We start from the raw sequence: 15,386 nt of genomic DNA, 5'->3' as shown, positions 1-15,386 counted from the left end.
AAAAAGGTGTTCAAAGCGAAAGGCGCGGCCGGAACAGATGGGCAGAGCCTGAGCGAGTTCGCCTCGAATCTGGATGATAATCTTGAGCAATTACGCCTCGAACTCGAAACCAAACGCTATACCCCTCAACCGGTCAGGCGGGTGGAAATCCCGAAAGAAGGGGGGGGAGTACGGTTACTGGGGATCCCATCAGTACGGGATAGAGTCGTTCAACAAAGTTTGACTGATATCCTGAGTCCCATTTTCGAAGAGCAGTTCCATCCATCAAGCTTTGGTTATCGACCGGGGCGGAGCTGTCATGATGCCATCAATAAAGCCACAATGTTCATCCGTCGATATGAGCGACGACACGTGGTGGATATGGATCTGTCGAAGTGCTTCGATAAGCTGGACCATAGGCTTATCCTGAAAAGCATCAAAAGACGGGTACGAGATGGTAGCGTGCTGAACTTAATCAGTCAGTTCTTAACAAGTGGGGTAATGGTTGATGGGCATTGGCAGCAGACAGAGGCAGGTAGTCCGCAAGGTGGGGTAATCAGCCCATTGATAGCGAACATCTATCTGGATGCGTTTGATGAGGAGATGAAACAGCGTGGCCACCGCATAGTGCGTTACGCTGATGACATTCTTATCTTGTGTCGGAGTGGTTCAGCGGCAGAGAATGCGCAGCGACAAGCGACACAAATCCTTGAAGGTAAACTGAAGCTGACAGTGAACACAGAGAAAACCCATATCACGCACAGTGATGCGGGAGTCAGGTTCCTTGGCGTGGAAATCGGGACAAAACATACCCGAATTCAAGCGAAGAAACTGGCGGCGTTCAGAAGGAAGCTAAAGCAGATGACAAAACGCAATGGAGGAAAACCGTTGCAAAGTGTCATCAATGGACTGAACCCATTGCTAAGAGGGTTTAGCCAGTACTTCAGGATTGCCGATGCTAGCAGGGCATTCAAACAAATTGCGAGTTGGCTAAGACGCAGACTGCGAAGCGTTCAACTTAAGTTATGGAAGAAGGCGAGCCGCCTGCATCGCTGGCTACGACAGCGAGGATACAAAGGCAAGTTCATCTGCATGAACATGACGAGTTGGCGAAGCGCAAGAAGCCCGTTAGCAAGCTACGCGATGCCAAACAGCTGGTTCAACGAACTAGGACTGGTGAATCTGGGAGATGTTAGAACGGGGAATGTGCCCAGCATTTACGCTGGATAAACCAGTACATGAGCCGTATACGAGGTCCGTACGTACGGTTCTGTGAGAGGGATGAGGCGGAGACGCCTCACCCTACTCGATATGGCTTTTCGATAACAGGCAGCTATGCATGACTGATGATCATGACAGCCGATACAAACATAGCTACAGTGAACATCTAACAATACAGCCCGACTGCGGAATTGATAATAATGAAAAAACGACTATTACTTGCAGCTGCTATTACTGCATCACTGGGTTTTACCTCGCCGGTTTTAGCCGAGCAAGACACCTTTGAAATGTGGCCAGCTGCCCAATACAACGCCAGCATTCCTACCAGCCAGGATGTGCTCGGTTATGAACTGGGTGAGCTGATTACCAGCCATGCTGATACCTTAAAATACTATTATGCACTACAGGCTGCTGCGCCTGACAATATCAAAGTAGTGGAGTTCGGTGAAACCTGGGAAGGGCGCAAGCTCATTTACGCGGTAATCGGTTCTAAAGAAAACCTCGCCAACCTTGAGCAATTTGCTAAAAACATGAACCGTCTGGCTGACCCAAGAACTACCTCTGCCAGTGAAGCCAAAAAACTAATTGCTTCTTTGCCCTCATCAGTTTGGCTGGAGCACGGTGTTCACGGCAACGAAATTTCCAGTACGGATGCATCAATGGTAACGGCTTACCATTTATTGGCCGCTACTAATCAACCCATGGTAAAAAATATCCTTGATAACACCCTGGTGTTTATCGACCCAATGCAAAATCCTGATGGCCGTATGCGCTTTATCAATCAGTATTATGCAACAGTGGGGATGGAGCACAGTACCGACCGCCTGAGCGCTGAGCACAACGAGCCCTGGCCGCGTGGACGTTCCAACCATTATCTATTCGATATGAACCGTGACTGGCTGGCTATCACCCAGCCTGAAACCAAAGCGCGCATTCGTGTAATTAACAAATACAAACCCACTGTGGTCATCGATCTGCATGAAATGGGCGGCGACTCGAGTTACTTCTTTGTGCCTGCTGCGCAGCCTATCAACCCTCATATGCAGAAAGAGCAGCTGGACAATAACGTTACCATCGGTAAGAACAACGCAAAATACTTCGACCAATTTGGCTTCAGCTACTACACCCGGGAAGTGTTTGATGCCTTTTATCCTGGCTACGGTGACAGCTGGCCAACTTTCTATGGTGCTTCTGCGGCAACTTATGAGGTTGCGTCTGCCCGGGGTGAGCAATTTGAAAAGCTGGATGGCAGTATTTTGCAATACCGCGATACAGTGCAGCGCCATTTCGTAGCGTCCATGGCAACGGCCGAAACCACCGCAGAACATCGTGAAAAAATCCTCAGCGACTTTTATCTTTATCAACAAAAAGCGATTGAAGCGGGCAAAGATGATGACGAGCGTACCTTTATTCTGCCAAACGTCAGAGACAGGGCTGCAACGCATCGATTAGCCACATTAATGGCTGAGCATGGTGTCGAGGTTAAACAGGCATCAGAGAGCTTTAGAGCGTGCGGTGAGCGCTATAAGGCTGGCGCATTTATTATTGATACCGCCCAGCCACGAGGACTGTTTGCCAAGACCACCTTTACCCAGCAGGTGGATATGGATAAAACCTTTGTAGCTGAACAGGAGCGCCGCCGGGCCAATAAACTTCGCGATCAGATTTATGATGTCACCGGCTGGTCTCTGCCTTTAATGTTTAATGTTGATACCGAAAGCTGTGACGATGCAGTAAAAGTAGAAGGCAAGATGATCACCGCTGATATGCCGCTGCAATCCGAACTGGTTAATGCCGATGCCAAGGTGGCCTACCTTGTGCCGTGGGGCGATATGTCAGCAGGGCGGTTCTTAACGGCGGCACTGCGTGCAGGCATCCGGGTTAAGAGTGCAGACCAGGCCTTTAAGATGGAATCGGGTAGCTATCCTGCCGGTACCCTGATTGTAGAAGTTGCGCAAAACGGTAAAAACCTGGCAGAGCAAATCAGTCAGATTGCCACGGAGACTGGCGCCAGAGTAGTGGGGGTGGATACCAGCTGGGTGGTTGAAGGGCCAAGCTTTGGCAGTGAAAACACGGCAGGCATGAGCGCACCGAAAATCGCCATGGCATGGGATGAACCTACCAGCTCACTAAGTGCAGGCAGTCTGCGTTTTGTCATTGAGCGGCAGTTTAATTATCCGGTCACGGCTATCCGCGCCGGCAATATGAGCTGGGCTAACCTCAGTGATTATCAGGTTATCATTCTGCCTTCCGGTAACTACGCCAGACATCTGGGGGCAGGCGGTGCAGAAAACCTCAAAGACTGGGTAAGCAAAGGCGGTGTATTAATTACCATAGCCAATGCGACTCAGTGGGCAGCCAGCGAGAATGTTGGACTGTTGGATGTAAAGCGCGAGTATGCCTTAAAAGACGAAGACGTAACCGCACAGGGTGATGGTGACGTGGTCGAGGGTACCACCATCGAAAACCGACAAGGTTTCCTTAACGCCATAGAAAACGAGCAGGAACTACCAGACTATGTGGCGGGTATTCTGACCCGGGTTGAAGTTGACCAGGAGCACTGGCTTACCGCAGGGGTGAATCCCGAAGTGGTGGCTATGGTCACCGGAAACGATATTTACAGCCCAATCAAACTGGAGTCCGGTAAAAACGTGGCCTGGTTTAAGGGCCAGGAGGAAGTGGTAGCCAGTGGTTATATCTGGGATGAGTTTAAAACGCAGAGCGCTTATAAGCCGTTTCTGATCCACCAGCCTATGGGACGGGGGATGGTGATCGCTTATACCCAGGAGCCAACAGTCAGAGCTTATCTTGACGGCTTAAATGTGATGTTTATGAACAGCATATTCCGCGCCTCAGCTCATGCCTATCCGCTACGATAACGTTAATCATCAATAGCCTTAAAGCAAAAACGGCGACATCAATTGAATATTGAGTCGCCGTTTTTTTTATATTTGCTTCCCGCTTAAAGGGCGGTGATATTCAGCATCAAACTGGTATTCGGGCTGCCTTTCACCGTGAATCTGTAGGTTGCAGTGCGAGGTGGCGTAAAGCGCATGTTAGCGGCTTCTGCGCCGCAGGTTAGCGACATGGATTGTTTAAGTGCAATGGCCAGACCTTTATAACTGGCGCCACAGGTTTGACCGGTTGTCCAGTTGGCATTGGAAAACTTAAAGTCGTAGGGCTGCTCATCGGCAATCAGTTCAACATCCACGTACCAGCCATTACTACCGCGCTGTAATTGATAAGCCGGTTTGGCTTCCCACCAGTTAAATACACCACGCAGGTACCAGTCTGAAAATACAATTTCTGGCTGTTTTTCCTGAAAGACGGGGTACTGACCGGTTTGCGTACAGGCTGTCATCAACAGGGATAACGGCAGAGCTAGCCAACGTTTTTGCATGATTGACTCCAAACTAAAGAAAATAAAAAAGGGCACGCCTGGTGCCCTTTAATGTACTTTATTGTTATTTGGCTAATAACGAAATGTCTGCGGTAGTGATAAACAGACTACGCAGTAATAACAGCAACGCCAGGCGGTTTGTTTTTACTGCCGGGTCGTCGGCCATCACCATTACGTTATCAAAGAAAGCATCGATACTAGGGCGTAACGTTGCCAGCTGAGCCAGTACTTCAGTGTATTCACGATTAGCCGCATGGCTGTGAATACCGTCCTGAATCGCTTTAATATCGTTATACAAGGCGACTTCTGCATCTTCTGACAGCAGTGCCTCATCAACTTTCTGATCACCTTCAACGTTATTCTTGGCAAGAATATTCGCTACCCGCTTGTTGGCAGCGGCCAGCGCCTCAGCGGCCTCATTTTGCTTAAAGCCGGCAACAGCGTTAACGCGCGCTAAGTAATCGGTTGGCTGTGTAGGGCGACGGGCAGAAACGGCCTGAATAACATCGGTTTCCACATCCTGATCGTGTAGCAGGGCATTAAAGCGGCCTAATACGAAATCGACCACCTGTTCGATGACGTCCTGATTGGTAAGCTTATCACCGTAAATCTCAGCGGCCTTAGCAACCACATCCTGAAGGTCAATCAGTAATGATTTTTCGGTGATAATTCGTAATACACCAATGGCAGCACGACGCAGCGCAAACGGGTCTTTATCGCCTTTAGGTAACTGGCCTATACCAAAAATACCTACCAGCGTATCGAACTTATCAGCAAGTGCCACTGCAGCACTTTCCGGCGCTTCAGGCAATTCGTCGCCGGCAAAGCGTGGCAAATACTGCTCGTATAACGCATTGGCAACCGGCGCTGGCTCACCATCGTGCAGAGCATAGTATTTACCCATAACGCCCTGAACATCCGGAAACTCCATGACCATGTCAGTCATCAGATCGGTTTTTGATAACAGACCGGCACGTTGCGCGTGGGCATTATCTGCACCAATGATATCGGCAATGTAACCCGATAACGCCGCAATGCGATCCGATTTTTCTTTTAAAGTCCCTAACTGCTTTTGAAACAGCACAGACTCAAGAGAAGCTAAACGTGACTCGAGAGATTGCTTTTTGTCGGTATTAAAGAAAAACTCGGCATCTGCAAGGCGCGGGCGGATGACCTTTTCGTTACCGTGAATAATCTGAATCGGATCGTGACTCTCGATATTGGTAACAAACAAGAATTTATTGGATAAAGAGCCGTCTTTATTCAGCAAAGGCACGTATTTCTGATCGCCTTTCATGGTGTAAATCAGGGCTTCTTTTGGCACTTCCAGGAAAGCTTCGTCGAAACCAGCCTGCAACACCACCGGCCACTCAACCAATGCTGCGATTTCGTTTAACAGGCTTTCATCGTAATCGGCAATCAGGCCCAGTTCGTCGGCTTTAGCATTCAGTGATTCAGCAATGCTGGTTGCGCGGCTGGCGAAATCGGCTACAACATAATGGGCTTTCAACGCACTCTGGTAATTATCAGCGTGATCCAGTTCAAAGGTTTTTTCGCCGTGGAAACGGTGGCCCTGAATTGTTCTGGCACTGCTTAATCCAAGCGTTGCGATATCAATCAGTTCATCACCATAAAGCGCACACAGCGTGTGTACCGGACGAATAAACTGGGTGTTGTAGTCACCCCATTTCATTGGTTTAGGGATTGGTAGTTTAGCAATCGCCTGACTGACAATGTCTTCCAGCAGCTCACTAATCTTCTGGCCTTTTACTTCGGCCTTGTACATCAGCCATTCACCTTTATCGGTAACCAGACGGTCAGCATCTTCAACACTGATACCATTACCGCGGGCCCAGCCCATGGCGGCTTTGGTTGGATTGCCGTCTGCGTCAAAGGCGGCAGAGACGGCAGGGCCGCGTTTTTCTACCACTTTATCCTGCTGTGATTCGGCCAGGGTTGTAACATACACAGCCAAACGACGCGGCGCGGCAAACCACTGAACATTGCTGTAACCCAGCTCTGCTGCGCTTAACGCATCTTTGATGTTATCGGCAAAGCTTGAGCCCAGTTGGATAAGGGCTTTCGGGGGTAGCTCTTCGGTACCCAGTTCAACTAATAAATTTTCGGTGCGCACCTTTTACTGCTCCTTCTTACACAGCGGGAAACCAAGCTCTTCACGGGCATTGTAATAAGCTTGTGCAACGGCTTTGGCAAGGGTTCTTACGCGTAAGATGTAACGTTGTCTCTCCGTAACAGATATCGCGTGGCGGGCATCCAGCAGGTTAAATGCATGGGATGCTTTCATTACCTGCTCATAAGCCGGTAACGGCAGATTCTTTTCAATCAGCATCTGACAAGCGGTTTCGCACTCATCAAACGTTCTGAACATGACGTCAACGTTGGCATATTCAAAGTTATAGGTGGATTGCTCCACTTCGTTCTGGTGGAACACATCACCGTAGGTCACTTTACCCATTGGGCCGTCAGTCCAGACCAGATCGTAAATGCTGTCGACGCCCTGGATATACATGGCCAGACGCTCAAGACCATAAGTGATCTCACCGGTAACAGGTTTACACTCAAGGCCACCCACTTGCTGGAAGTAGGTAAACTGGGTCACTTCCATACCATTCAGCCAGATTTCCCAGCCCAGACCCCAGGCACCCAGGGTAGGTGATTCCCAGTTATCTTCTACAAAGCGAATGTCGTGCACCAGTGGGTCGAAGCCAAGCTCTTTTAACGAGCCTAAATAAAGCTCCTGGAAGTTATCCGGAGAAGGCTTGAGCATGACCTGAAACTGGTAGTAATGCTGCAGACGGTTAGGGTTTTCACCATAGCGACCGTCAGTAGGGCGTCGGCTTGGTTGCACGTAAGCACTGCTAATAGGCTCCGGGCCCAACGAACGCAGGAACGTCATAGGGTGAAAGGTACCTGCTCCAACTTCCATATCCAGTGGTTGAATAATCACACAACCTTGTCTGGCCCAGTAATCCTGTAAGGCAAGGATCAAGCCCTGAAATGTTTTAATATCGTACTTAGGCATACATTAACGACTATAACTGACTGATGACTTAAAGAGGTGGGTTAGTATACATTTTGTCAGGCCATGAATGTAGGCCTAGGGCGGCTTAATTACCTGCTTGTTGACTAAAAAGTCCGGTTTATTCCAACAAAACTGGCGTAGCTATGCGAGGAGTATTAGGGTTGTCCCATTACAGGAGAGAAAAATGAGTAAAAGTGTTATTCGGTGTGGCTGGGTGTCGGACGACCCGATTTATCAGCAATACCATGATGAAGTGTGGGGGCGGCCTGAATATGACTCACAGCAGCTATTTGCAAAATTGTGTCTGGATGGTCAGCAGGCTGGCCTGAGCTGGATTACGATTTTAAAAAAACAGGCAGGGTTTGAAGCAGCCTTTCATCAGTTCGACCCGGTAAAAATTGCCGCCATGAACGACCACGATGTAGAGCGATTGCTACAAAATCCACAGATTATTCGCAGCCGGGCAAAAATTAATGCCATTATTACTAACGCCAGAGCCTATCTGGCCCTTACTGAAAGCATCGAATTCAGTGACTTTATCTGGCAATTCACTAACCATAAAACCGTGGTTAATCAGTGGCAGGATTTTCGCGACGCGCCTACCAGTACTGAAGAATCAAAGGCGATGGCAAAGGCACTCAAAAAAGCGGGTTTTAAATTTGTTGGCGAGACGATTTGCTATGCATTTATGCAGGCTGTGGGCATGGTCAACGACCACACCACAGACTGTCATTGTTACGAAAGTGTGCGGGAATTGGCTAACTGCGGATAGCGCTCTTCACAGTAGGCGATAATAGCCGGCAGCTCTTTTAAAACCGGCGTTTCGTGTTGCTCTTCGATTGCTTCCCTGGCTTTGTCTTCATTGAAGCGCTGCTGTTTGGATAACGCTTTACGGTCTTCTAAAATGGCGAAGCCGCTGACTTCGGTAAACAGTGTATGAATAGCCGGATATTCACCAGCATAGTCGCGTGCTTCTTCCGGGAGTGCTCTGAGTAGCCGGCAGATACGTATAGTACCTTCTGATACATTACACTGTTGTTGCTGCATTGCTCTGGCAATGGTGTGAATACTTTCAAACATCACTACCAGGCGCTTTTCACGGGCATCCTTTTGGCGAGCGTTTTGCTGCTGTAACTGAAAAACCAGTTTGCCAGCGTAAACACCCAGCCCGGCGATGATCAGCAGACCAATGCTAACCAGAATTATCCAAAGCATAGTTATTTCTCGTAGTCGTCCAGTTTCAATGCATCGAGTGCATCTAAATCGTCAATTTCGTCTTCCTCTTCTTCGTCATCACTGATACCCATCAGGTCACACAACACTTTATGGCGAGCCATAGTGGTATCCACATAGTGCTGCTGCTCTTTGGTTATCTTCTCACCGTCATCGAGTTTATCCAGTAAACTAGCCAGACGATCATCAGCCTCAATGGCCGCTAACTCTTCAGCCGGGGTAGCAAACTTGCGCTTTTCAATCTTAGCCGGTACTGATTTGATCAGTGGCACCGGTTTCTTACTGCCTAAGCGCGGGTCTTTGTTGGTATTGGAAGCGGCTTTATCTGCCTTCTTCTGTTCAACGTTATGTCGGCTACCCGGGGCTTTGCCTTTGTGCTTTTTAGGCCGTTCAGAAGACTTGGTATTAACATGATCAGGGTTCTTACGAACACCAATCAAGCCTACCTTTCTGGATTTTTTCTTTTTTGCCATAATATTTTGTCGAGCTCCTGCGCTCTGGTGCAGTGTTTAATAGCTACCATTATAACGCGTTATTACGCGAGCTTCTGCATCAATACAATGTCGCGGTCGGGAAAGATCACATTTAACTGATACTCCCGGGCCAGCCAGGTAAAGGTTTCAACAGAAAAAAAGCTGACGTGCGTGGGGTCGTTCTTATAATGCCAGTTGGCAAACTTTTCGGCACTCAGTACCCGCTTGGTCATGATGGCCAGCCAGCCCTCGGGTGCGAGTAGCTCCATCCAGCGCTGCCATTCTGTCGCCGGTGAGTGGAAATGTTCGATAGATTCTGTCGCCGTGATCAAATCATAGCTGGTGCCGGGGATTTTATCCGGACCAAAAAAGGGGTCAAAACAATCAGCATTAAAGCCCGCTTTGTTAAGTAAGTGCGCCAGTGCCGGGCAGGGGCCTGAGCCATAATCCAACACTTTAGCATCCGTATTCAGATGTGGCGTTACACAGTCTACTAAACGATTAAGGTAGCGTAGGTAGCCTTCGTCTTCGAGGCTATTCTGATGCAGGCGGTACTCAGCCAGTTCCTGTTCCGGGTCTGGTAAGAATTGCGGATCAACAAACACCAACAGACACTGATTGCAGCGAAAGTAGGTACGCTTTTTATCCTGATGAAACTGAACGTATTGTTTAGACTGGCAAAGTGGGCAATTAAACATGATTTACTGCAATAAAAAAGGTGATGGTATCACACCATCACCTTGTTAATTGAGTGTCAGATGACACCTCTCCCGTTAGTGCACTTCTCTGTGCGGCTGGCTTTCCTGCAGTGCTCCCCTTATTGTTCTTTTTCACAGAGCATTTTTTGTTCTGGGTCTTCCTGACACTTTATAAATTCATCCGTGGACTGACTTTTTATTTTTGTTGTTATTGTCGGGCTGTTTCACAACAGGTTTCACGACGCAAACTAGCTTACACGAACTGTAATAAATTACAACACTGCGTGTTACATTTTATTAACAATGACGCGTAAGCTTTAGTCAGTACGGAAAATTTTAGTGTAAGCCCGCGATGTAATTCGCCAGGATTTCGATGTCTTCGTCAGTCAGTTTAGAGGCTACGTCACGCATCATGCCGTTCATGTCGTTATGACGTTCGCCGGCGCGGAAGGCTTTTAACTGAGCTGTAGTGTAGGCAGCATGCTGACCACTGATATCAGGGAAACCTGCTAATTGCATGCCGTTACCACTTGGGCCGTGACAGGCAATACAAGCTGTAACACCACGTTCAGCATCACCACCGCGGTACAGTGCTTCGCCCGGCTCAACAAAGTTTTCCGGGGTAGAGCCCGGTGTTGCTTCCTGGCTTGAGAAGTAAGCCGCCAGATCGGCAATGTCCTGATCGCTCAGCGGGGCAGCCATACCGTTCATCACGGCATTATTACGACCTTCTTCGCCACCGGTAGAAGAGGCTAAGCGGAATTCGGTTAATTGTTTTACCAGGTAGTTCTGGTGCTGACCGGCAATCTTAGGATTGATATCGATCATACTGTTTCCATCAGGTCCGTGACAGGCAGCACAGACAGCTGATTTTGCTTTACCAGCTTCAGGGTCTCCTTCGGCAGTAACAGAAGTGGTAAACCCAAGGGTTAAACAAACCAACAAACACAGTTTTTTCATAATTTTTCTCTTACAAGGATCCAACGGCTGATGTGATATACGTGATATCATGCGTATTTTACACATTTAACGCGTCAGAAAAACCTATTCCATGCTAAAACTATGGAATAACATCGGTTTAATATTGAACTACGACTAATGTAGCAGACGTTCTGACATTATGAGTACCCCATGAGTTATTACAGCAAAGCAAAATTTTTTACCAGCGCACCCGACATTAAGCATCTTAAAGATGATAGCGGTATTGAGGTCGCCTTCGCCGGACGGTCGAATGCCGGTAAGTCCAGCGCTTTAAACACACTGACCCGGCAGAAAAACCTGGCCAGAACCAGTAAAACCCCAGGCCGCACTCAGCTTATTAACGTGTTTGAGCTGGAAGCCGATAAGCGCCTGGTGGATTTGCCCGGATACGGTTATGCCAAAGTACCGCTGGCCATGAAACAAAAATGGCAGCGTTCCCTTGGTGAGTACTTACAACAGCGAAAAAGCCTGAAGGGCCTGGTTGTACTAATGGATATTCGTCATCCTTACAAAGATATCGACCAGGATCTTATCCATTGGGCAGTGGACGCCGGGATCCCGGTTCTGGCGTTATTAACCAAAGCCGACAAACTAAAATCCGGTAAACGCAAAGCGCAATTACTGATGGCCAGGGAAGCCGCGCTGGCATTTTGTGGTGACGTCACTGTGCAGACTTTTTCAGCCTTAAATAAACACGGTTTACCTGAATTTGAAGCAGTGCTGAACCAATGGTTTGGTCTGATCAAAGATGAGCCGGCGGATGTGGAAGTAGGCGCTGATTAGTAGCGCACAAAAAAATAACCCCATTCATAGAATGGGGCTAAGGACTGAGAGAAAACACATAAAAAAACCGATTATAAGAGTACGTAATCACACCGAAAGTTCAGAAATAATTCATTTATTTTTAAATTAATTTTATTCTTTTTATTTATCAGTACTTTAAGCGTGAAAAAATCGTTGTTCAGGAGCGTTGAGGAAGGTAGAAATACTTTACGGACAGCTTGAACAGGCCCGCCTGCAGTTTTATTCCAGACATAAAAAAAGCTCCGGTAAACACCGGAGCTCAAATCAAAGGTTTGAAAAATGATTTCTCACCTCTGTACCCTACAGTGGTAAGACTACCTAAGCTAATCGAAAACGGCAAGTCAAAAATGTAATTTTATTACTTATGTAACCGGTGACTTGCCGTAATATTCAGCAATTGTTACGTTTTTTCTGAAAGCTAATTACCTTTTTAGTGTGCTTCTTCCCAGTTTTCGCCATTTCCGGCTTCTACTTTCAGTGGTAACGACAGCGTTGCTGCCTGTTCCATTAGTTCTACAATGGTTGCCACGTTGGTATCCAGGGTGTCCTGTTTGATTTCAAATACCAGTTCATCGTGCACCTGCATGATCATCACTACGTCGTCGCTGTCGGTGCTGCGGATCCAGTCATCCACCTGAATCATCGCCATTTTTATTACGTCGGCAGCCGTGCCCTGCATGGGGGCATTGATGGCCGCCCGTTCGGCACCTTTGCGACGCGCACCGTTGCTCGATTTGATTTCCGGCAAATACAACCGGCGGCCAAATACGGTTTCGACATAACCATGTTGTTTGGCAAATTCACGGGTACGATCCATATAATCGAGCACGCCGGGGTAACGCTTGAAATACAGATCCATATATTCCTGGGCTTCCTGACGGCTCACATGTAACTGTTTAGCCAGACCAAAAGCAGACATCCCGTAGATCAAACCAAAGTTAATTGCTTTAGCGCTGCGACGCTGGTTATCGGTGACATTATCCTCAGCTACATTAAATACCTCAGAGGCCGTTGCCCGGTGAATATCCTTGCCATGGGCAAAGGCGTCGAGCAGGCCCTTATCGCCGGATAAGTGAGCCATAATCCGCAACTCGATCTGAGAGTAGTCGGCCGCCACAATCTTGTAGCCTTCGCGGGCGATAAAGGCTTTACGTACCCGGCGGCCTTCTTCGTTACGAATAGGGATGTTCTGTAAGTTAGGATCCGTAGACGATAGCCGGCCGGTGGCGGTAACGGCCTGATGATAAGAGGTGTGAACACGGCCGGTGCGATGGTTAATCATCTTTGGCAGCTTATCCGTGTAAGTGTTTTTAAGCTTGGTCAGACCGCGGTATTCCATAATCAGCGCCGGCAGAGGGTAGTCCAGTGCCAGTTCCTGCAATACTTCTTCTGAAGTTGAAGGCGCGCCTTTAGGCGTCTTTTTAACCACCGGTAATTCCATCTTCTCAAACAGTATATGTTGCAGTTGCTTGGTGGAGCCGAGATTAAATGCTTCGCCGGCCATCTCATGCACTTCTTTTTCAAGTTCCATGATGCGGGTAGCCAGTTGCTGACTTTGCTGACTTAACTGCTGACTGTCTATCAGTACACCCTGTTGTTCCATACGGGCCAGAATAGAGGCTAGCGGTACTTCAATTTCCTGGAGGATTTTCTTCAGGGTGTCTTCGGCGGCTACCTTTGGCCACAGCACTTCGTGTAAACGCAGGGTGATGTCGGCATCTTCTGCGGCATAAAAGGCGGCTTGTTCCAGATCGATCTGATTAAAGGTGAGCTGTTTAGCGCCTTTACCTGCGATCTCTTCATAATGAACGGTGCGATGGTTGAGGTAGTTTTGCGCCAGGGTATCCATATCGTGGCGACTACCAGTGCTGTTTAAAACATAAGACTCCAGCATGGTATCGAAGCCGATGCCATCAAGGGTTATGTCGTAATTAGCGAGTACATTTTTGTCGTACTTAAGATGCTGGCCAACCTTGATCCGGGAGGCATCCTCCAGCCAGGGTTTTAACTGCTGAAGTACCCAGTCTCTGGATAGCTGCTCCGGTGCATCCGGATAATCGTGAGCAACCGGCAGGTATGCGGCAACGCCAGGCTCCATACAAAAAGACATCCCTACCAGCTCGGCTTCCATATAGTCGAGGCTGGTTGTTTCGGTATCGAAAGCAACAATGTCGGCCTGTTGGATTTTTTCAAACCACTGATCGAATGTGGCTTCATCGAGGATCGTAGTATAGTCCGTTTCAATATCAGCAGCGGCAACTTCTTCTTCACCGATCTCTTTACTTTGACTGTCTGAATCTGCTGCGGCTGTTGTGGCCTGGCTGCTGGTGACTTCGGTGTACCAGCGCTTGAATTCATATTCGCTGTACAGATCGGCCAGTTTGTCGTTATCAGCCTGTTCCGGGGTAAGGGTTTGTGGCGAATAGTCGAGGTTAAGGTCTACATCAATGGTTGCCAGTTTGTAGGATAAACGGGCCTGTTCCTCAAACTCGGCCATTTTCTTGCCCAGCGTTTTGGCACCTCGAAAACCCAAATCGGCAATTTTGTCGAGGTTTTGGTAGATGGCTTCAATGCCACCAATACCATTTAATAGTCCCTGGGCGCTCTTATCGCCAACTCCCGGTACGCCAGGAATGTTGTCGACTTTATCCCCTTTAAGTGCGAGGAAGTCGATCACCAGCTCTGGCGGGATCCCAAACTTATCCTGCACACCCTGAACGTCCATCAACTGGTTGTTCATGGTATTGATTAACGTTACATGCTCATTGACTAACTGAGCCATGTCTTTATCACCAGTGCTGATAAGGGTATCTATACCCTGTTCACCGGCCTGACGGGCAAGGGTACCAATTACGTCGTCGGCTTCTACGCCGTCTTCGATAATCAGGGGTAAGCCCATGGCTTTAATAATTTCGTGCAGCGGTGCTATTTGCGAGCGCAGCTCATCCGGCATGGGAGGGCGGTTAGCCTTATATTCCGGATAGATGTCATCCCGAAAGGTTTTTCCTTTGGCATCGAATACCACGCCAATATGCGTTGGACTGTACTGTTTGATCAAGCTTTTGAGCATATTGATCACGCCATAGATCGCGCCGGTGTCCTGACCTTTGGTGTTGGTCAGTGGTGGCAATCCATGAAAAGCTCTGAACAGGTATGACGACCCATCGACGAGGATAAACGGGGGCTTTGAAGGGGATGACATGATTAAAATCTTCTCTTGCTATGGTCTGTGGCGAAGCATGCCATACACCTATGGCGATGGCTACTACTGCGATCCCAATGGTTGTGGATAACTTTGTGATCTAATGTGATCAACGTGAAAACGGCGCGATCAGATCGCTACGATATTGGTAGCAGATCTTTATGAAAAGTAAGGGAAAAATAAAAGTTTTGCAGACTCTATCCTGCTTTATTATTTCCATATATTATTGTGGATAACCAAACTGTCTATTATTTAGGCAGGCGCTGGTGCAAAGGATAATTTAGCATATACCAGTAGAAATCCTAGTTTTGGTTGATAAAATTTTTATTGGTTAAAGGCAATTCATAAAATG

The 15,386-nt window shown here is 48.1% G+C and carries 12 protein-coding genes; 4 read left to right on the top strand and 8 right to left on the bottom strand.

The window, feature by feature from the left end; all coding sequences use genetic code 11:
- Together ltrA and D9T21_RS02465 are read left to right on the top strand one after the other, a co-directional pair.
- The coding region (ltrA, locus tag D9T21_RS02470) for a group II intron reverse transcriptase/maturase (protein WP_123323532.1) at positions 1–1,209 on the top strand (1,209 nt) is incomplete at its 5' end.
- A gap of 191 nt (positions 1,210–1,400) precedes the next feature.
- Positions 1,401–4,079, top strand: coding sequence for a M14 family metallopeptidase (locus D9T21_RS02465; RefSeq protein WP_123323571.1), 2,679 nt, complete (start codon positions 1,401–1,403; stop codon positions 4,077–4,079).
- An 83-nt stretch (positions 4,080–4,162) separates the two neighbouring features.
- Here the strand turns inward: D9T21_RS02465 and D9T21_RS02460 are convergent, their stop codons facing one another.
- The 3 genes from D9T21_RS02460 to glyQ all read right to left on the bottom strand — a co-directional run bounded on the left by D9T21_RS02460 (position 4,163) and on the right by glyQ (position 7,643).
- Positions 4,163–4,600 (bottom strand): early set domain-containing protein, encoded by a 438-nt coding sequence (locus tag D9T21_RS02460; RefSeq protein WP_105935441.1) that lies wholly within the window; start codon positions 4,598–4,600, stop codon positions 4,163–4,165.
- A gap of 64 nt (positions 4,601–4,664) precedes the next feature.
- On the bottom strand, positions 4,665–6,734 hold the full coding sequence (glyS, locus tag D9T21_RS02455; protein WP_123323570.1) for a glycine--tRNA ligase subunit beta: 2,070 nt from the start codon (positions 6,732–6,734) through the stop codon (positions 4,665–4,667).
- Between the two features lie 3 nt (positions 6,735–6,737).
- Positions 6,738–7,643 carry a glycine--tRNA ligase subunit alpha gene (gene glyQ / locus D9T21_RS02450; RefSeq protein WP_123323569.1) on the bottom strand — a complete coding sequence of 302 codons (906 nt, stop codon included), beginning with the start codon at positions 7,641–7,643 and terminating at the stop codon, positions 6,738–6,740.
- 184 nt (positions 7,644–7,827) lie between these two features.
- Here glyQ and D9T21_RS02445 point away from each other — a divergent pair, with 184 nt between their 5' ends.
- Positions 7,828–8,415, top strand: coding sequence for a DNA-3-methyladenine glycosylase I (locus D9T21_RS02445; RefSeq protein WP_123323568.1), 588 nt, complete (start codon positions 7,828–7,830; stop codon positions 8,413–8,415).
- Here the strand turns inward: D9T21_RS02445 and D9T21_RS02440 are convergent.
- From D9T21_RS02440 to D9T21_RS02425, 4 genes are all read right to left on the bottom strand, one after another.
- On the bottom strand, positions 8,379–8,858 hold the full coding sequence (locus D9T21_RS02440) for a DUF2489 domain-containing protein (protein ID WP_105935445.1): 480 nt from the start codon (positions 8,856–8,858) through the stop codon (positions 8,379–8,381). The genes D9T21_RS02445 and D9T21_RS02440 overlap by 37 nt on opposite strands.
- A gap of 2 nt (positions 8,859–8,860) precedes the next feature.
- The gene (yihI, locus tag D9T21_RS02435; protein ID WP_123323567.1) at positions 8,861–9,349 is read right to left on the bottom strand and encodes a Der GTPase-activating protein YihI; all 489 of its coding nucleotides are present in this window, start codon (positions 9,347–9,349) and stop codon (positions 8,861–8,863) included.
- Between the two features lie 62 nt (positions 9,350–9,411).
- The gene (locus D9T21_RS02430) at positions 9,412–10,047 is read right to left on the bottom strand and encodes a class I SAM-dependent methyltransferase (protein WP_206427219.1); all 636 of its coding nucleotides are present in this window, start codon (positions 10,045–10,047) and stop codon (positions 9,412–9,414) included.
- Between the two features lie 336 nt (positions 10,048–10,383).
- Positions 10,384–11,007: a c-type cytochrome gene (locus D9T21_RS02425; RefSeq protein WP_105935448.1), complete on the bottom strand. Its 624-nt coding sequence runs from the start codon at positions 11,005–11,007 to the stop codon at positions 10,384–10,386.
- Positions 11,008–11,178: 171 nt separating this feature from the next.
- Here D9T21_RS02425 and yihA point away from each other — a divergent pair, with 171 nt between their 5' ends.
- Positions 11,179–11,811, top strand: a complete 633-nt coding sequence (gene yihA, locus D9T21_RS02420; protein ID WP_123323565.1) for a ribosome biogenesis GTP-binding protein YihA/YsxC — start codon at positions 11,179–11,181, stop codon at positions 11,809–11,811.
- A gap of 451 nt (positions 11,812–12,262) precedes the next feature.
- On the opposite strand, the gene polA is transcribed toward yihA, so the two are convergent.
- Positions 12,263–15,034, bottom strand: a complete 2,772-nt coding sequence (gene polA, locus D9T21_RS02415) for a DNA polymerase I (protein WP_123323564.1) — start codon at positions 15,032–15,034, stop codon at positions 12,263–12,265.
- Between the last annotated feature and the right edge of the window lie 352 nt (positions 15,035–15,386).

Source organism: Marisediminitalea oceani, assembly GCF_003731635.1.
In the GTDB taxonomy this organism is placed as follows: Bacteria; Pseudomonadota; Gammaproteobacteria; order Enterobacterales; family Alteromonadaceae; genus Alteromonas; species Alteromonas oceani.
The sequence above is the reverse complement of the archived record's forward strand: the minus strand, read 5'-3'. Positions and strand labels throughout refer to the sequence as shown.

What these genes read in the sequence shown, in the direction of transcription:
- D9T21_RS02465 (WP_123323571.1), top strand. Translation starts at nt 1,401, where the DNA reads ATGAAAAAACGACTATTACTTGCAGCTGCTATTACTGCATCACTGGGT.
- D9T21_RS02460 (WP_105935441.1), bottom strand. Translation starts at nt 4,600, where the DNA reads ATGCAAAAACGTTGGCTAGCTCTGCCGTTATCCCTGTTGATGACAGCC.
- glyQ (WP_123323569.1), bottom strand. Translation starts at nt 7,643, where the DNA reads ATGCCTAAGTACGATATTAAAACATTTCAGGGCTTGATCCTTGCCTTA.
- D9T21_RS02445 (WP_123323568.1), top strand. Translation starts at nt 7,828, where the DNA reads ATGAGTAAAAGTGTTATTCGGTGTGGCTGGGTGTCGGACGACCCGATT.
- D9T21_RS02440 (WP_105935445.1), bottom strand. Translation starts at nt 8,858, where the DNA reads ATGCTTTGGATAATTCTGGTTAGCATTGGTCTGCTGATCATCGCCGGG.
- yihI (WP_123323567.1), bottom strand. Translation starts at nt 9,349, where the DNA reads ATGGCAAAAAAGAAAAAATCCAGAAAGGTAGGCTTGATTGGTGTTCGT.
- D9T21_RS02430 (WP_206427219.1), bottom strand. Translation starts at nt 10,047, where the DNA reads ATGTTTAATTGCCCACTTTGCCAGTCTAAACAATACGTTCAGTTTCAT.
- D9T21_RS02425 (WP_105935448.1), bottom strand. Translation starts at nt 11,007, where the DNA reads ATGAAAAAACTGTGTTTGTTGGTTTGTTTAACCCTTGGGTTTACCACT.
- yihA (WP_123323565.1), top strand. Translation starts at nt 11,179, where the DNA reads ATGAGTTATTACAGCAAAGCAAAATTTTTTACCAGCGCACCCGACATT.
- polA (WP_123323564.1), bottom strand. Translation starts at nt 15,034, where the DNA reads ATGTCATCCCCTTCAAAGCCCCCGTTTATCCTCGTCGATGGGTCGTCA.